The 15,275-nt window shown below is 72.3% G+C and carries 15 protein-coding genes; 8 read left to right on the forward strand and 7 right to left on the reverse strand.

All coding sequences use genetic code 11. The annotated features are described in order from the left end of the window. Window positions 1-19 precede the first annotated feature (19 nt). The 6 genes from DK419_RS02160 to DK419_RS02185 all read right to left on the reverse strand — a co-directional run bounded on the left by DK419_RS02160 (window position 20) and on the right by DK419_RS02185 (window position 5,145). Window positions 20-736 (reverse strand): aspartate/glutamate racemase family protein, encoded by a 717-nt coding sequence (locus DK419_RS02160; RefSeq protein WP_109957643.1) that lies wholly within the window; start codon window positions 734-736, stop codon window positions 20-22. A gap of 37 nt (window positions 737-773) precedes the next feature. Then, a complete protein-coding gene (locus tag DK419_RS02165) occupies window positions 774-1,550 on the reverse strand; it encodes a ferredoxin--NADP reductase (RefSeq protein WP_109957644.1) in 777 nt (258 codons plus the stop codon). 319 nt (window positions 1,551-1,869) lie between these two features. Then, window positions 1,870-2,349: a DUF2306 domain-containing protein gene (locus tag DK419_RS02170; RefSeq protein ID WP_109957645.1), complete on the reverse strand. Its 480-nt coding sequence runs from the start codon at window positions 2,347-2,349 to the stop codon at window positions 1,870-1,872. Between the two features lie 271 nt (window positions 2,350-2,620). Continuing rightward, window positions 2,621-2,926, reverse strand: a complete 306-nt coding sequence (locus tag DK419_RS02175) for a winged helix-turn-helix domain-containing protein (RefSeq protein WP_109957646.1) — start codon at window positions 2,924-2,926, stop codon at window positions 2,621-2,623. 11 nt (window positions 2,927-2,937) lie between these two features. Next, window positions 2,938-3,522 carry a hypothetical protein gene (locus DK419_RS02180; protein WP_109957647.1) on the reverse strand — a complete coding sequence of 195 codons (585 nt, stop codon included), beginning with the start codon at window positions 3,520-3,522 and terminating at the stop codon, window positions 2,938-2,940. Between the two features lie 213 nt (window positions 3,523-3,735). Next, entirely contained in the window at window positions 3,736-5,145 is a 1,410-nt protein-coding gene (locus DK419_RS02185; protein WP_109957648.1) for an amidohydrolase, read from the reverse strand. Between the two features lie 176 nt (window positions 5,146-5,321). On the opposite strand from DK419_RS02185, the gene DK419_RS02190 reads away from it, so the two are divergent. Both DK419_RS02190 and DK419_RS02195 read left to right on the forward strand, forming a co-directional pair. Continuing rightward, a complete protein-coding gene (locus tag DK419_RS02190) occupies window positions 5,322-6,251 on the forward strand; it encodes a glycoside hydrolase 5 family protein (protein WP_109957649.1) in 930 nt (309 codons plus the stop codon). Between the two features lie 6 nt (window positions 6,252-6,257). Then, window positions 6,258-7,112 (forward strand): PIG-L deacetylase family protein, encoded by an 855-nt coding sequence (locus DK419_RS02195; protein WP_109957650.1) that lies wholly within the window; start codon window positions 6,258-6,260, stop codon window positions 7,110-7,112. Window positions 7,113-7,314: 202 nt separating this feature from the next. Here DK419_RS02195 and DK419_RS28995 read toward each other — a convergent pair whose 3' ends face one another. Next, window positions 7,315-7,464: a hypothetical protein gene (locus DK419_RS28995; protein ID WP_167450820.1), complete on the reverse strand. Its 150-nt coding sequence runs from the start codon at window positions 7,462-7,464 to the stop codon at window positions 7,315-7,317. A gap of 298 nt (window positions 7,465-7,762) precedes the next feature. Here DK419_RS28995 and DK419_RS02200 point away from each other — a divergent pair, with 298 nt between their 5' ends. The 6 genes from DK419_RS02200 (at window position 7,763) to DK419_RS02225 (ending at window position 15,275) form a co-directional block, all read left to right on the forward strand. After that, window positions 7,763-8,149, forward strand: a complete 387-nt coding sequence (locus DK419_RS02200) for a hypothetical protein (protein WP_162561121.1) — start codon at window positions 7,763-7,765, stop codon at window positions 8,147-8,149. Between the two features lie 66 nt (window positions 8,150-8,215). Then, the gene (locus tag DK419_RS02205) at window positions 8,216-8,851 is read left to right on the forward strand and encodes a PRC-barrel domain-containing protein (RefSeq protein WP_109957652.1); all 636 of its coding nucleotides are present in this window, start codon (window positions 8,216-8,218) and stop codon (window positions 8,849-8,851) included. Window positions 8,852-8,877: 26 nt separating this feature from the next. Next, window positions 8,878-9,366, forward strand: coding sequence for a GNAT family N-acetyltransferase (locus DK419_RS02210; RefSeq protein WP_109957653.1), 489 nt, complete (start codon window positions 8,878-8,880; stop codon window positions 9,364-9,366). 218 nt (window positions 9,367-9,584) lie between these two features. Next, complete coding sequence (locus DK419_RS02215) at window positions 9,585-10,244, forward strand: cytochrome c3 family protein (RefSeq protein WP_109957654.1); 660 nt, start codon at window positions 9,585-9,587, stop codon at window positions 10,242-10,244. A gap of 49 nt (window positions 10,245-10,293) precedes the next feature. Beyond that, window positions 10,294-13,269, forward strand: a complete 2,976-nt coding sequence (locus tag DK419_RS02220) for a TAT-variant-translocated molybdopterin oxidoreductase (RefSeq protein ID WP_245442797.1) — start codon at window positions 10,294-10,296, stop codon at window positions 13,267-13,269. Next, window positions 13,266-15,275: a quinol:electron acceptor oxidoreductase subunit ActD gene (locus DK419_RS02225; protein WP_109957656.1), complete on the forward strand. Its 2,010-nt coding sequence runs from the start codon at window positions 13,266-13,268 to the stop codon at window positions 15,273-15,275. The genes DK419_RS02220 and DK419_RS02225 overlap by 4 nt, the downstream gene beginning before the upstream one ends.

Below are 15,275 nucleotides of genomic sequence, written 5' to 3' on the forward strand. Positions count from 1 at the left end.
CAATCCGCGCGCCCGACCGTCAGCGACCCAGCAACCCGGCCAGTTCCTCCGACAGCCCGACGCTCTCGACCGCCGGCGCCGCCGGACGCCCCGCGGCGAGGCCGGCAGCGGCGATCACGGCCCGCGCGCCGGCCTCGACCGAGCAGATCACCGGCACCGGCACCTGCGGTTGCACCCGCTCGGCCAAGCCCGCGAGCGCGGCGCCGCCGAGCACCACCACGTCGGCGCCGTCGATCTCGGCGCAATCGCGGCAGGCCTTGCCGAGGCGGTCGAGGGCGGCGTCGGGGTCGCGGGCGATCTCGCCGCCCGTGGGGGCCACGGTGCGGATGCCGGCCAGACGCTCGGTGAGGCCGAGCATCGCCACGAACTCGGTGAGCATCGGCTTCCACAGGACGCCGCCGGTGACGATGCCGATGCGCCGGCCCCGGGTGCAGGCGAGGTGCAGCGCACCCTCCGCCATGCCGACGACCGGCACCGGCGAGACTTCCTTGAGGGCCAGCAGCCCCGGATCGCCGAAGCAGGCGAGGTAGACCGCGTCGCAGCCCGCGACGTGGGCGGCGAGCGCGTCGAGGGCGGCGTGGCCGGCGATCGCCGCGGCGGCGCGGCTCGCGATGTAGCGGGCGCCGAACCGGCCGGTGGCCGGCACGATCTCGGCCGGGATCAGCCGGCGGACATGGGCGGCCGCCGTCTCGGTGACGGAGGCCGTGGTGTTGGGATTGATGAGCAGGATGCGCAAAGGACAGGTCTCCCGGCGCATCCCGCGTAGCACGAGGCTACTTCTCGACGAAGGCCTTCTCGATGACGTAGTGGCCGGCCTCGCCGTGGTTGCCCTCGACGTAGTCGGCGCCCGCGAGCAGGTCGCGGGTGTCGCGGATCATGTCGGGGCTGCCGCAGAGCATGAAGCGGTCGGCCTCCCTCGTCATCATCGGCAGGCCGATATCGGCGAAGAGCTTGCCGGAGGTCATCAGGTCGGTGATGCGGCCGCGGTTGCGGAACGGCTCGCGGGTCACGGTCGGGTAGTAGACCAGCTGGTCGCGGACCATCTCGCCGATCAGCTCGTGGTTCGGCAGCGTCTCGGTGATCGTCTCGCCGTAGGCGAGTTCCTGGACGTGGCGGCAGCCGTGGACGAGCACGACCTTCTCGAAGCGCTCGTAGGTCTCCGGGTCCTTGATGATCGCCAGGAACGGCGCGAGGCCGGTGCCGGTGCCGAGCAGGTAGAGGTTGCGGCCGGGCATCAGGTTGTCGAGCACCAGGGTGCCGGTCGCCTTGCGGCTGACCACGATCGGGTCGCCGACCTTGAGGTGCTGCAGCTTCGAGGTGAGCGGGCCGTTGGCCACCTTGATGGAGAAGAACTCCAGCTCCTCCTCGTAGTTGGCGCTGACCACGCTGTAGGCGCGCAGGAGCGGCTTGGCTCCCTCGCCCTTGAGGCCGATCATGGTGAACTCGCCGTTGCGGAAGCGGAACGACGGGTCGCGGGTGGTGCGGAAGCTGAAGAGCGAGTCGGTCCAGTGATGGACGGACAGGACGCGCTCCTCGTTGAAGTTGCTCATCGTGCCAGGAATCCTGAGGGCGTTCGACGGGTCGACGGTTCTCGGTTTGGGAGTGGTCATCTCGCAGGTGCGGCATCGCCGTCAAGGCGTCGCCGCACAAGCGGGGTCTGCGTGGCCGTCACGCCGCAGGGACGACCGGCTGTTCTTCGGAATGCTTCCAGGATGCCTTCCAACGGAGTGGAGCATGGCTTGCCGCAGAAAACACGGCAAATTCAATGACCTAGAGCAACACGCAGCCGCGCTGGGATCGGGTATCGGTTGACCAGACACGGGTCAGCCCTGCCGGGGGGCCGCATCCGTGCCGATCATGACAGTCACGTCACACCGGACCCGTGGCGGCGGGTCGATGGCGGAGGATGAGGGCCCGGCCGACCAGCGTCACGGCCAGCGTGACCGAAAAGGTCACAAGCCAGGCCTGAACCGCATTTGCGAGGGGCAGGGTACGAACGACGAGTTCGGTCGCCGCCGCAGCCATCAGCCCGACATAGGACCACGAGATCCAGTAATAATGCTTCTCACGCCAGTCCGGGCGCCGAGACGAGCGCAGCACCGGCCACATGCCTGCGGCCATGCAGGCAAGGCTCGTCAGCGCCCCGCAATGCAGGATGTTGAACCCACCCGTGAACTGGAACACGAGCAAGGCCGCGCAGTCGGCGATCAGCAAGGCATAGATGAACGCGTAGCCTATGGCCCGGTGCCGGCTGCCATGCTTGCGGGTGAGGAACTGGACCATTCCGAGCACGATCCCGGCCGCAGCCAGCCCGGTATGAATGGCTCCCGGCAGGGTGAAACCGGACATGTCATCTGCTCCTTCCCTAGCATCATGCTGCAATAACGCCTTGCATGCCGATCAACAACATCGATTAATCGGTCGCATCGGTTCGTTTATATTTTTAAAAACTCGAATATTATCGCTGATGACGGAAATTCAACGGGCTCGAACTTCAGGAAAGCCGTCGATAGCGGCGAGTGGGCTTTGCCATGGTGTCCCCAAACCGGACCTACAGGCCGGCAGTGACTTGTTCGAGCCGAGTAATCTCGCAGCCGGCCGGCGCAAGCAGCCGGCAAGATCAGCCGACATCGTCTCCGTCAAGGATGGCGCGCAGCGCCGCGACGTGCGCCCGGTAGGCCGCGCGGCCCGCCTTCGTCACGGCGATCCGCGTTCGCGGACGCTTCCCCTCGAAATCCTTGGTCACCGCGACGTAGCCCGCGCCTTCGAGCGTGGCGATGTGGGCACCGAGGTTGCCGTCCGTCAGGCCGAGCAGAGCACGCAGCCGCTTGAACTCCAGCAAGCTTCCCTCGGGACTCGCAGCGAGGGCAGCCATGATCCGCAGCCGTGCCGGCGCATGAATGATCGCATCGAGATCGCCGGGCATCTGTCCAGCCATCAGGTCGGGTCACGCCGAGCCAACAGCAGGCCGGCAGCGATGAGGCCGCCGCCGCCGAGCAGGCCGGCATAGAGCAGGAACCCCGTGGGCGGCATCGCGAACCCGGCCAGGAACGAGACCGTCAAGCTGCCGCCGAGGACCGCCAGTGACGGCCCGCGCCACAGGCCGGCGATGAGGTAGGCGAAGCCGGTGACGGTGCCTGCGTAGATGCCGAGGGCATTCGCATGCCCCGAGAGCAGGATGAAAGCCCAGAGCGCGGCATAGGCGCTCATGAGCATCGCCGAGCAACTGTAGCGAATTCCGACCCCGAAGCGCGGCTCCCGGCTGATGCGGCGCCGTACGAGAACGAGAAGAATCGTCGTTGCCCAACCCAGGACTGTAATGGCCGACCAGATGGTGCCCGTGCGCTCCGGCACGAGAAAGGTGCCGACGAACCCCGCCATCCAGGCGATACCCCAGATGATGAGGTAGGGGCTGGCCCGGCCGTAGAGCAGAGCGTCGAGCAGACGGGTCTCGCCATCCTGAGCAGCGGCGAGAGCGAGACGTGCGTCGTCGCGCCCACGGACCGGATCTGAAGTCGTCATCCCAGACTCTCTCCTCACAGATAACTCTGTATCACAGAGCAATCTGACGATCAAGAGGCTCGCGTACGCCGTGGCTCGCGCTGGGGCTGCAACGCCTGCGAGGTCGTCCTGCGGGAGCCGTCCGGACGGGCGCTGCGAAGCGGCCATCGCGATGGTCCGCTCGGCGTCGGAGACAGCCCCTCACACGATCGATACGATCGGGTTTGACCCGGCTCACGCCATCCCGGTCGCATCCGCCACGAGGTGCAGGGTGGCGCGCAGGCCCGTCATCAGGCCGGTCTCGTCCACGCGGAAGCGCGGCGAGTGGTTGGGCGCGGCCTTGGCCGGATCGGTGCCCGGCGCCGTGATGCCGACGAAGTAGAAGAAGCCGGGCGCCTCGCGGGCGAAGTAGGGGAAATCCTCGCTCGCCATGGCGGGATCGACGAGCCGGGCGTGCTCGCCGAAGAGGCGCGTCAGCGTCGGGGCGGCGCGCGCGGTGAGCTTGGCGTCGTTCTGGAGCGGGGGATAGCCGTTCTCGTCCCAGATCACCTCGGCCTTGCCGTTCATGCCGGTGGCGATCGACTGGGCGATCTCGGTCACCCGGCGCTTGGCGGTGGCGCGTTGCGCCTCGCCGAAGGTCCTGAGCGTGCCCTCGAGCTCGGCGGTCTCCGGGATGATGTTGTTGCGTAACCCCCCCTTGAAGATGCCGACGCTGAGCACCGCGGGGCTGCGCGCGACGTCGGTCTCGCGGCTGACCACGGTCTGGAGCGTCGTCACGATGGTCGAGCCGATCACGATCGGGTCGACGCCGTTCCACGGCATCGCGCCGTGGGTCTGGCGTCCCGTCACCTTGATCTGGAACCGGTCCGAGCCGGCCATGGCGTTGCCGGGGCGGTAGCCGACGCTGCCGACCGGCAGCGCGCTCGAGACGTGCAGGCCGAACACCATGTCGGGCTTCGGGTCGCGCATCGCGCCCTCCTCCACCATCAGGCGGGCGCCGCTGACCCCCTGCCCCACCGTGCCCTCCTCGGCGGGCTGGAACAGGAGCTTGATCGTGCCGGGCAGGCGGTCGCGCCGGGCCGCGAGCACCTGGGCCGCCGCCATCAGGATCGCCACGTGGCAATCGTGGCCGCAGGCATGCATCACGCCGACCTCCTGGCCGCCCCACTCGGCCCGGGCCTTCGAGGCGAAGGGCAGGTCGACCTCCTCGCGCACCGGCAGCGCGTCCATGTCGGCCCGGAGCGCCACGACGGGGCCCGGACCGCCGCCGCCCTTCAGCACCGCGACGACGCCGGTGCGGCCGACGCCTTCCTGCACCTCGTAGCCGAGGCCGCGCAGGTGACGGGCCACCAGGGCGGCGGTGCGGTGCTCGCGGTTGCCGAGTTCCGGGTTGGCGTGGATGTCGCGCCGCCAAGCGATCATCGCCGCCTCGACCTCGCGGGCCGCGGCGTCGAGGTCGCCGTGGACCGACCGGGCGGGGGCGGCCGCGTCCCCGGCCTGGGCCGCGGCGGCCCGCGGCAGGAAGGCCAGGGCCGCGCAGGTGCAGGCGCCCTTGATGAGCGCCCGCCGCGCCGGTGCGACGCCGTCCTCGGCGACGCCCTCCGCCCGAAACCCCCTCGCCGTGCGCAGCCCGATGCGAAGCATGACGGTCCTCCCGGTACCGGCCCGCTGGCCGCGGGACCGTTGATCTCACGTAACGATAGCTCCGCTCCGGGGCCCGGGCCAGGGCCCCGCGCGCGGGGCGGACGGCTTGCGCCGCGCCCGCCCGGCGGCCATGACGGGCCACCATACCCCCAGCCTGTTTAGAGCCCGAGGCCCGCATGATCGAAGCGGCGATGATCTGGAACGAGCCCAACAACAAGTCGCACTGGGATCCCGAGATCGATCCGGGCTGGTCCATGTTCGCCGACACGCTGGACTGCGCGGCGCGCGCCGTGAAGGCGGAGGCGCCGCACCTGCCGACGGTGCTGGGGGGCATCTCGCCGATCGATCCGTCCTTCATCCGCCTGCTCGACGAGCGGCGCGCCCTCGACCACGTCGACGTGGTGGCGGTGCACGGCTTCCCGCTCGACTGGAACCTTTGGCAGATCGGCGAGTGGCCGGCGAAGCTCGCCGAGATCCGGGCGGTGACGGCGAAACCGATCTGGGTCACCGAGGTCGGCGTCTCGACCTTCGGCGCCGAGGAGGTGCAGGTCTTCGGGCTCGACCGCACCGCCGAACTGCTGGTCGGCCGCGCGCCGCGCATCCACTGGTACAGCCTCTACGACCTGCCGCAGGCCTGGGGCGCCACCACCCGGCACCGGGAGGCGGAGGGCTCGTCCTACTACCGGCACTTCTACATGGGGCTGCTGCGCGAGGACGGTACGCCGAAGCCGGCGCTCGAGCACTTCGCCCGCCACACCCCGGCGCTCGGCCTGTGCCAGTGGTTCCACTACCAGGATCACCGCCTCGACGAGGCGGTGGACTGGATGCGGCGGCTCGGTGTGACGTATCTCCGCACCGGCCTGTCCTGGGCCGATTCGTTCCGGCCGGACGCCCTCGACTGGTTCGACCGGCAGATGGAGGCCCTGGCGGAGTTCGACGTGACCGTGACCTTCTGCTTCACCCCCGAGCACCGGGGCATCGCCCCCCACCACACCAGCCCGCCGCAGGTGAAGGAGGAATTCGCCGAGTTCTGCGCCGCGATGGTCCGGCGCTACGCCGGGATGATCCGGCCGGGCCCGGCCCTCGGGCCGCAGCCGGCGATCTGAGCCGCGATGACCCGCATCGCCCCGACCTCGCCGGCCGCGGACGCCTTCCTGGCGGCCCTCGCCGACCCGGCCTGCGGGCCGGTTCCGGCGCACTCCGCCGCGCTCGTCGTCGCCCACCCGGACGACGAGAGCATCGGCTGCGGCGCGCAGCTGCCGCGTCTCTCCGGCCTCACGGTGATCCACGCCACCGACGGCGCGCCCCGCGACGGGCGCGACGCCGGGCGCCGCGGCTTCCCGAACCCTTCCGCCTACGCGGCGGCCCGCGCCCGGGAGCTCGACGCGGCGCTGACCCTGGCGGGGATCGCCCCCGAGCGGCGCCTCGCCCTCGGCTACCCCGACCAGGGCGTGGCGGAGGCGATCGCCCCGCTCGCCCGGCGCCTCGCCGACCTCTTCGCCGCGCGCGGGATCACCGTCGCCCTGACGCACGCCTGCGAGGGCGGCCATCCGGACCACGACGCCGTGGCGCTCGGCCTCCAGGGCGCCCGCCGGCTCCTCGGGCCGGAGACCCTCGCGGTGATCGAGATGCCGTTCTACCATGCCGGCCCGGACGGGTTGGACGCCGGCAGCTTCCTGCCGGCGGAGCCGCCGCGGCGGGCGATCGCGCTCCACCTCGACCCCGAGGATTGCGCCTTCAAGGCCGAGCTGTTCGCCGCCCATGCAAGCCAGGCCGAGACCCTTAACCAGTTTCCGATCGCCCTCGAGCGCTTCCGCGAGGCGCCGGACTACGCGTTCGGCGCCCTGCCGAATGGCGGGCGGCTGCTCTACGAGGCGTGGGGGCTGGGGCTCGACGGGGCGCGGTTCCGGGCCCTGGCGGAGGCGGCGGGGCGGGAGATCGGCGGTGAAGCACCGGCCGCGACCTGATGTGCTTCGACGAGGCAGGATGAAGCGCTGCCTCACCCCCTGCGAGGGATCGAGAGGCGGCTCCAACGCCGAGGTGCGAGCATGGGTTTCTCCTCTCCCCGCCCGCGGGGAGAGGAGAAGAACCTGCGTTCTTCTCGTTCAACGCATGGCTTGCTCTCGCGGGGCAAAGGCTACGCCCGACTGACAACGCCGAGCGACGAGGTCAATGCCCCGCCCCGACGGGCAGCGCGCGGTAATACGCGATCACGTCGCGGTAATCCTGGTCGACCGGGGTGACCGGCACGGCGAGGCGCAGGGACAGGCCCGCGAGGCCGGTGAGCAGGGCGAGGACGAGGCAGGCGCGCAGCGACATCAGGGGCCGGTGCCAGAAACGCCGGTCCGCGTAAAGCGGCGGGGCGAAAACGGGTACGGCCGGGCCGATCGACGAGCCTTGGCGGAGCGAGGGGGCGGAGCTCAACCGAGGATCGCGGCCGGCCCGGCCGCATGTCCATCAACCTATCGGACGAGTGATGAATGTCAACATTCGTCACTCGCCAGGGCTGCCCCGCCCGCGACCGGTGTGCGCCAGCGCACGAAGTCGCCACAAGCCTCGAATCCGCCCGAGATCTCGGGCTTTGGTGGCCACCGCGCGGGAGGAGCCGGTCTTGGGGATGATCGTCGGAGTTGCCGCAGGGGCCGCGTCGCCGACGCCCCGGCGCGGGGCTGTCGTGCCGCTCCTGCTGGTCCTCGCCGGCGGGCCGGCCGCTGCCGCGGAGGCCGACCTCGGGGATCTCGAAGGCCGCTGGCACGCCTGCCTGCGCCAGGCCTTCACCGCCCAGCCCCTGGGGCTGGAGCGGCGGGCGGCGCAACGCGCGGCGCTCGCCGCCTGCAAGGCGCAGGAGGATGCCTACGTCCACGCGATGCTGGCGGCGCAGGAGGCCGACGTGCGGGCGCGTGCCACCCGCGGCGTCGTCGCCCGGGCGAAGGACTGGGCGCTGGCCGCGGCGGGCTCGGCACGCGCGACCGTCACCGGAATGATCGACCGGCTGCGCTGGTGAACCGCGGCCCTCCGGCCCCGTTGAGAGCCTGAAGCCCTGCCGCCGATGTCCCCGGAGACCCGAATCATGCGTGCTCCCCCGCGCGCCACCATGCGCACCACGCTCGCCCTCGCCGCCCTGCTGGCCGCACTGCCGGCCCTCGCCCAGCAGCCGGCCCCGGCCTCCGATCCGGCCGCAGGCTTCCTGACCCGGCCCGAGCCCGGCAGCCTGCGGGCTTCGAAGCTCGTCGGCGTCAAGGTGATAGGCATGGACCACGTCCGGGTCGGCGAGATCGAGGACGTGCTGCTCACCGAGGACGGGCGGGTGCGGGCGGTGGTGATCGGCGTCGGCGGCTTCCTCGGCATCGGCCAGAAATCCGTGGCGGTGCCGTTCGACGCGCTCGCCTGGAACACCGGCGCCGGCGCGGCCGCGGCGCCGCCCTCCCACACCACGCCGGAGCGGGCGCCTGGCGAGGCCGCGGCAAAGAGCGCCGGCCCGCAGACCATGCCGGGCGCGAACGTGACCGACCAGGCGCTGGCCGCCGTGCCGGCGAAGCGCAGCGGCACCGTCGACGATGCCACCGGCTCGGTCGCGGCACCCGAGCCGCGGGGCCGCGCGACGGTGCTGGCGACCGGGGACGGCACGGTGGCGGAGGCCGAGGTGCGCCTGACCAAGGCGCAGCTCCAGGCCGCGCCGGCCTTCAAGGCCGAGGCCGCCCGCTGAGCGGGCGCGCCCTCCGCTGGCGCCCGATGCGGGCGCCGGACCTTCCCGCGGCCGCGCGCCTCGCCGCCCGCATCCACCCGGATTACCCGGAGGACGACGCGGTGATGGCCGAGCGCCTGCGCCTGTGCCCGGAGGGGTGCCTCGTCCTCGCGGCCGGGGACGACCTCGCCGGCTACGCCGTCGGCCATCCCTGGCGGGCGCGGTCGGTGCCGGATCTCGACACCCTGATCGGGGACACCCTGATCGGGAACTTGCGGGAACCGGCGCAGGCCTGGTGCATCCACGACGTCGCGCTCGACCCGCTCGCCCGCGGCCGCGGCGCCGCGGGCGAGGTCGTCGGGCTGATGCTGGCCGAGGCGGCGCGTCGCCGCCTGCCCGAGGCGGTCCTGGTCGCGGTCGGCGACGCCGCCGGCTTCTGGCGCCGCCACGGCTTCCGGCCGATTCCGGAGGCCGCGCCCGCCGGCTACGGCGCGGGCGCGACCCTCATGGCGCGGGCCGTTTCCGCCGCCGCGTGAGGTCCGCACGTTCCTGCCGCGGAGTCCAGGCCCAGGCCACGCTGTCGCACCCGGCTTTTCCTGCCCCTGGGGCATCTGGCCGTGGGCGAACGCTGCGCCACCTAGCTTGGCATCATTCCGAACGGAGCGGCGGCGGCATGACGAGGACGGCGTGCAGAGCGTGATGGTCGTCAAGGGCGCGGCAGGCCCGGCGCCCCTCCAAAGCAGGGCCTGACGCGGTGCGCCAGCTCTTCGCGCCGGGCGCCGACGCCCTCCTGCGCCTGGCGCTCCTCACCGGCGCCGCCTGCCTGGCGGCCCTGCCGGTGGTGGGGGCCGGGCTCGTGCGCTCCTCCTACGTCACCGGCGTCGGGGTGGCGCCGGCCCAGCCGGTGCCGTTCAGCCACAAGCACCATGCGGGCGAGCTGAAGATCGACTGCCGCTACTGCCACACCACGGTCGAGACCCAGGCCACCGCCGGCATCCCGCCGACCCATACCTGCATGACCTGCCACAAGCAGATCTGGTCCGGCTCGGACATGCTGGAACCGGTGCGGGCGAGCTACGCCAAGGACCAGCCCCTGCTCTGGACCCGCCTCAACAAGCTGCCCGGCTACGTCTACTACAACCACTCGGTCCACGTGACCAACGGCATCGGCTGCTCGACCTGTCACGGCAGCGTCACCGACATGCAGCTCACCTACCGCGCCAACGCCTTCGAGATGAGCTTCTGCCTCGATTGCCACCGCAACCCCGAGAAATACGTGCGGCCGAAGGACCAGATCCTCAACATGACGTGGAGCCCGCCGGCGAACCAGGCCACGCTCGGGCCGGAATTGGTGCGCCAGTACCATATCCGCGGCGGCGAGCGGCTGACCGAGTGCGGGATCTGTCACCGATGAGCGAATGCGGGATCTCTCGTCCGATGAGCGAATGCGGGATCTGCCGTCCATGAGCGACGATCTCGGCGCGCTGCGCGCCCGCCTCGCTGCCGGGGACGGCCCGGCCTTCTGGCGCAGCCTCGACGCGGTGGCGGATTCGCCCGAGTTCCGGGCCTTCCTCGACACCGAGTACCCCGCCGCCGCGCGGCTGGCCGCCGCGCCCGACCGGCGCGGCTTCCTCAAGCTGATGGCTGCCTCCTTCGCGATGAGCGGGCTTGCCGCCTGCGGCCAGCCGGACGGGCGCGCCCAGGAGGTTCCCTACGTCCGCCAGCCCGAGCGGATCATCCCGGGGGCGCCGCTCAGCTACGCCTCGGCGGCGCTGACCGACGGCTTCGCCAACGGCATCACGGTCACCACCCGCAACGGCCGCCCGCTCAAGATCGAGGGCAATGCCGAGCACCCCTGGAGCCGCGGCGGCACCGACGTGTTCGGGCAAGCCTCGGTGCTCGGGCTCTACGACCCGTTCCGGCTCCAGACGCCCCAATCTCTCGGCCGGCCGAGCTCGTGGCAGGCGTTTCGCGCCGCCATGACCGGGCGCTTCGCGGCGCTGAAGGCCGCCGACGGCGGGCGGGGCCTCCACCTCCTCACCGGCCCGGTGACCTCGCCCTCGCTCGCAGCCCAGATCGCCGCGATGCGCCGCGACTTTCCCGGAATGCGCTGGCACGTCTCGGCCCCGACCGGGCGGGAGGCGCTCTACGAGGGCGCCCGCCGCGCCTACGGCCGGCCGCTCGAGACCCGCTGGCGCTTCGACCAGGCCCGGGTCGTCGTCTCGCTCGACGGCGACCTACTCGATCCCGGGCCCGGCCAGGTCGGGCAGGCGCGGGACTGGGTCGAGGCCCGCCGCCGGGCCGCGGCGGACACGCGCCTGCTCGCCCTCCACCATGCCGGCCCGAGCCCGAACCTGACCTCCGCCAAGGCCGACGCGCCCCTCGCCCTCGGCAGCGAGGGCCTGGACCGGCTGGTGCGCGACCTCCTGGCCCAGGCCGGGGGCGGCGCGCCCGAGACCCGCGACGGCCCGGCCGCCGCCTGGCGCGACCGGGCCTTCGCAGGCCTGAACGGCGCGCGCGGCAGCGGCATCGTGCTCGCCGGGGCCCAGGCCGGGCCGGAGCTGCTGGCCCAGGTCCACCGCCTCAACGCGGCCCTCGGCAATACCGGCCGCACCGTCTTCCACACCGCCCCGGTGCCGGTCCTCGACGCGGAGCCCCTGTCGGCCCTCGCCGAGGCCATGCGCCGGGGCGAGGTGCAGACCCTGGTGATGCTCGACGTCAACCCGGTCTACGACGCGCCGGGCGACCTCGGCTTCCTGGAGGCCCTGGGGCGGGTGCCGCTCAAGATCCATGCCGGCCCCTACCAGGACGAGACCGCGTTCCACTGCGACTGGAACCTGCCGCTCGCCCACCCGCTCGAAGCCTGGGGCGATGCCCGCTCCCTCGACGGGACGGTGACGCTGATCCAGCCGACGATCCGCCCGCTCTACGACGGCCGCTCGGGTCCGGAGATCCTGTCGATCCTCACCGATGCCGAGGCGAAGGACGGGAGCGCCCTCCTCGACGCGCATTGGCGCCGTCCGGACGAGACCGATGCCGCCTGGACGAGCCGGCGCGAGGCCTTCCTGCAGGCGGGTTTCCTGGCGGACACCGCGCTCCCGCCCGAGACCGTCGGCGCGCCCCTGGTGGCCCCGGCGCTGCCCGCCCGCCCCGCCCCCTCCCCGGCCGGCCCGGCCCGGCGGGTCGAGGTCCTGTTCCGGCCCGACGCGACCGTGTGGGACGGGAGCCTCGCCAACCTCGCCTGGCTGCAGGAGCTGCCGAAGCCCCTCACCAAGGTGGTGTGGAGCAACGTGATCGCGGTGAGCCCGGCGCTGGCCGAGCGCGAGGACCTTCGCCAAGGCGACGTCGTGACGCTCGAAGCGGAGGGGCGGCGGATCGAGGGGCCGGTCTGGATCCAGCCGGGCCAGGCCGACGACGCCGTCACGGTCGGCCTCGGCTACGGCCGCCGGATCCCGGAGCAACTGGCCGACGGGATCGGCTACGATGCCTACCCGCTACGCTCCAGCGCCACCCCCTGGCGCATCCCCGAGGCGACGCTCGCCGCGACGGGCCGCAAGGCGCCGGCGGTGACGACGCAGGACCACGGCACCATGGAGGGGCACGACTTCATCCGCGTGCAGGCGGTCGGCGCCACGAATCCGGTCGCCTCCCGCGCGGCCCTGCCCTCGCTCTATCCCCCGGCCCCGACCTCGCCCGGCGGGCGCTACGCCGACGAGCGCGCCTGGGGCATGGTGATCGACCTCGATGCCTGCATCGGCTGCAACGCCTGCGTCACCGCCTGCCAGTCCGAGAACAACATCCCGGTCGTCGGCAAGGAGGAGGTGGCCCTCGGCCGCTGGCTGCACTGGCTGCGGATCGACCGCTACTACGAGGGCGGGCTCGACGCTCCGAAGACCCATTTCATGCCGGTGCCGTGCATGCATTGCGAGCAGGCGCCCTGCGAGGTCGGTTGCCCGGTGGAGGCGACCGTCCACGACCGCGAGGGCCTGAACCTCATGGTCTACAACCGCTGCGTCGGCACCCGCGCCTGTTCGAGCTACTGCCCGTACAAGGTCCGGCGCTTCAACTACCTCGACTATTCCGGCGACATGGCGCCGGTGCAGCAGCAGCAGCGCAACCCGGAGGTGACGGTCCGGGCCCGCGGCGTGATGGAGAAGTGCACCTACTGCGTCCAGCGCATCGCCGCGGCGCGGATCGACGCGACGAAGGGCGACCACGCGCCGATCCCCGACGGCGCGGTCGAGACCGCCTGCCAGGGCGCCTGCCCGACCCGGGCGATCACCTTCGGGAACCTGCGCGATTCCGGGAGCAAGGTCGCGGCCGCCGCCGCCGATCCGCGCAATTACGGCCTGCTCACCGAACTCAACACCAAGCCGCGCACCACCTATCTCGCCCGGCTGGTCGAGGGCGCGTCCGTCAAGCCCGGGAGCCCCTTGTGAGCGGCGCCCTGAACTCCCCCGCGGGCCTGCCCCGCGCCGGGCTGCTCGGCGCCGGCGAGGACTTCGCCTCGATCGGCTGCGCCGTCACCGGCGCGTCCTCCCGCACCCGCTCGCGGGCGTGGTGGATCGCCTTCGCGGGGGCCTGCGGGCTGCTCGGCGTCTTCGCCTCGGCGCTGACCTGGCTGCTCCTCAACGGCGTCGGGGTCTGGCACAACAACAACCCGGTCGTCTGGGCGCTCGACATCGTCGCCTACGACTGGTGGATCGGCATCGCCTGCGGGGCGCTGCTCACCTCCGCGACCCTGCGGCTCACCGGCGCGGCCTGGCGCTCGGGCATCGACCGCATCGCCGAGACGACGGCGATCCTGGCGGCGGCGGCCGCCGCCCTCTACCCGATCATCCATCTCGGGCGCCCCTGGGTGTTCTACTGGACCCTGCCCTACCCCAACACCCTGGCGCTGTGGCCGCAATTCCGCTCGCCGCTGGTCTGGGACGCGGTCGACATCATCAGCTTCCTCGGGGTCTGCCTGAGCCTGTGGTATGTCGGCCTCGTGCCCGACTTCGCGTCCTTGCGCGACCGGGCCTTCGAGGCGGTGCAGGGCGAGATCCGGGCCGCCGACGAGGGGCGCGGCCGGCGCCGGCGGCTGACGCTCCTGAAGGCGCAGGCCTACGGCATCCTGGCGCTCGGCTGGCGCGGGGCCTCGACGCATTGGGAGCGCTGGCTCCTCGCCGTCCGCACCCTCTCGATGCTCGCCCTCGTCCTCGTCGTCTCGCTCCAGACCGGCGCCTCGGTGATGCTCTCCGGCTCGGTGCTGCCGGGCTGGCACGACACGCTCCTGCCGGTGACCTTCCTCGCCGGCTCGCTGCTCTCGGGCGTCGGGGTCACGGCGGCGCTCACGGTGCTGGTGCGCCGGGCGCTCGGGCTCGAGGCGCTGATCACCGGGCGGCACATCGCCCTGATGGCCCGCCTGATGCTCGCCCTCGGGCTGGCCTCGACCTACTGCTACGCCACCGAGATCTTCTCGAGCCTGCTCCACGGCGACGCCTACGACCGGGCGGTGCTGGTGCGCCGCCTGTCGGGCTCGCATGCCTGGGCGTTCTGGCTCATCGTGGTCTTCGCGCTCCTGCCGGTGCAGCTGTTCTGGTCGTCCCGCCTTCGCGATTCCGGCCTCGTCGTCGCCCTCGTCGGCATCGCCGCCGCGATCGGCAGCTTCGGCGATCACTTCATGCTGCTGATCGTGACGCTCAGCCACGACTTCCTGCCCTCCTCGGCGCATCCCTACACGATGGGCGTGTGGGGTCTCGCCACGCTCGCCGGCTCGATCGGGCTGTTCCTGGCCCTGCTGCTCCTGGGGTTGCGCACCCTGCCGATGGTGTCGATCACCGAGACCAAGCGCTTCGCGGAAGCCCACCCGGACGGGCGGCCGAGCGGCGAGGCGACCCCGACCCTCGCGGAGACCGCGCAGGCGCCGCTCTGGGGCGTCAGCGCCGAGTTCGACGAGGCCGGCGACCTCGCCGCCGCCGTGAAGGCCTTGCAGGCCCGCGACTTCGGCGCCCGGATCGAGGCCTACGGCCCGGTGCCGATGGGGCGCGCCGCGGCGCTCCTCGGGCGCCCGGCCGGGATCCTGCCGCTGCTCGCCCTCGGGGCGGCGCTCGCCGGCTTCGTCGCCTTCATGGGGCTGTGCCTCTACGCGACCGGCTTCGACTACGTGTTCGATGTCGGCGGGCGGCCGCGCTTCTCCTGGCAGGCCTTCCTGGTGCCGAGCGTGTCGTTCGGTACGCTGTGCGGCGGGCTCATGACCGTGCTGGCGCTGCTGTTCCAGAACCGCCTGCCGCGGCTCAACCACCCGGCCTTCGCGATTCCGGGCTTCCATCGGGCGAGCGAGGACCGCTTCTTCCTCGCCCTCGAGGCGGCCGGCCCCCGCTTCGATCCGGCCCGGATCGAGCAGGCCCTGGCGCGGCTGCCCGAGGGGCGGCCCCTGATGGTCCGGAGGGTGCCGCTGTGA

Source organism: Methylobacterium terrae (assembly GCF_003173755.1).
GTDB classification, from domain to species: domain Bacteria; phylum Pseudomonadota; class Alphaproteobacteria; order Rhizobiales; family Beijerinckiaceae; genus Methylobacterium; species Methylobacterium terrae.

Coding starts and splice junctions, on each gene's coding strand:
- DK419_RS02165 (WP_109957644.1), bottom strand. CDS start 1,550: ATGAGCAACTTCAACGAGGAGCGCGTCCTGTCCGTCCATCACTGGACC.
- DK419_RS02170 (WP_109957645.1), bottom strand. CDS start 2,349: ATGTCCGGTTTCACCCTGCCGGGAGCCATTCATACCGGGCTGGCTGCG.
- DK419_RS02175 (WP_109957646.1), bottom strand. CDS start 2,926: ATGCCCGGCGATCTCGATGCGATCATTCATGCGCCGGCACGGCTGCGG.
- DK419_RS02180 (WP_109957647.1), bottom strand. CDS start 3,522: ATGACGACTTCAGATCCGGTCCGTGGGCGCGACGACGCACGTCTCGCT.
- DK419_RS02185 (WP_109957648.1), bottom strand. CDS start 5,145: ATGCTTCGCATCGGGCTGCGCACGGCGAGGGGGTTTCGGGCGGAGGGC.
- DK419_RS02190 (WP_109957649.1), top strand. CDS start 5,322: ATGATCGAAGCGGCGATGATCTGGAACGAGCCCAACAACAAGTCGCAC.
- DK419_RS02195 (WP_109957650.1), top strand. CDS start 6,258: ATGACCCGCATCGCCCCGACCTCGCCGGCCGCGGACGCCTTCCTGGCG.
- DK419_RS28995 (WP_167450820.1), bottom strand. CDS start 7,464: ATGTCGCTGCGCGCCTGCCTCGTCCTCGCCCTGCTCACCGGCCTCGCG.
- DK419_RS02200 (WP_162561121.1), top strand. CDS start 7,763: ATGATCGTCGGAGTTGCCGCAGGGGCCGCGTCGCCGACGCCCCGGCGC.
- DK419_RS02205 (WP_109957652.1), top strand. CDS start 8,216: ATGCGTGCTCCCCCGCGCGCCACCATGCGCACCACGCTCGCCCTCGCC.
- DK419_RS02210 (WP_109957653.1), top strand. CDS start 8,878: ATGCGGGCGCCGGACCTTCCCGCGGCCGCGCGCCTCGCCGCCCGCATC.
- DK419_RS02220 (WP_245442797.1), top strand. CDS start 10,294: ATGAGCGACGATCTCGGCGCGCTGCGCGCCCGCCTCGCTGCCGGGGAC.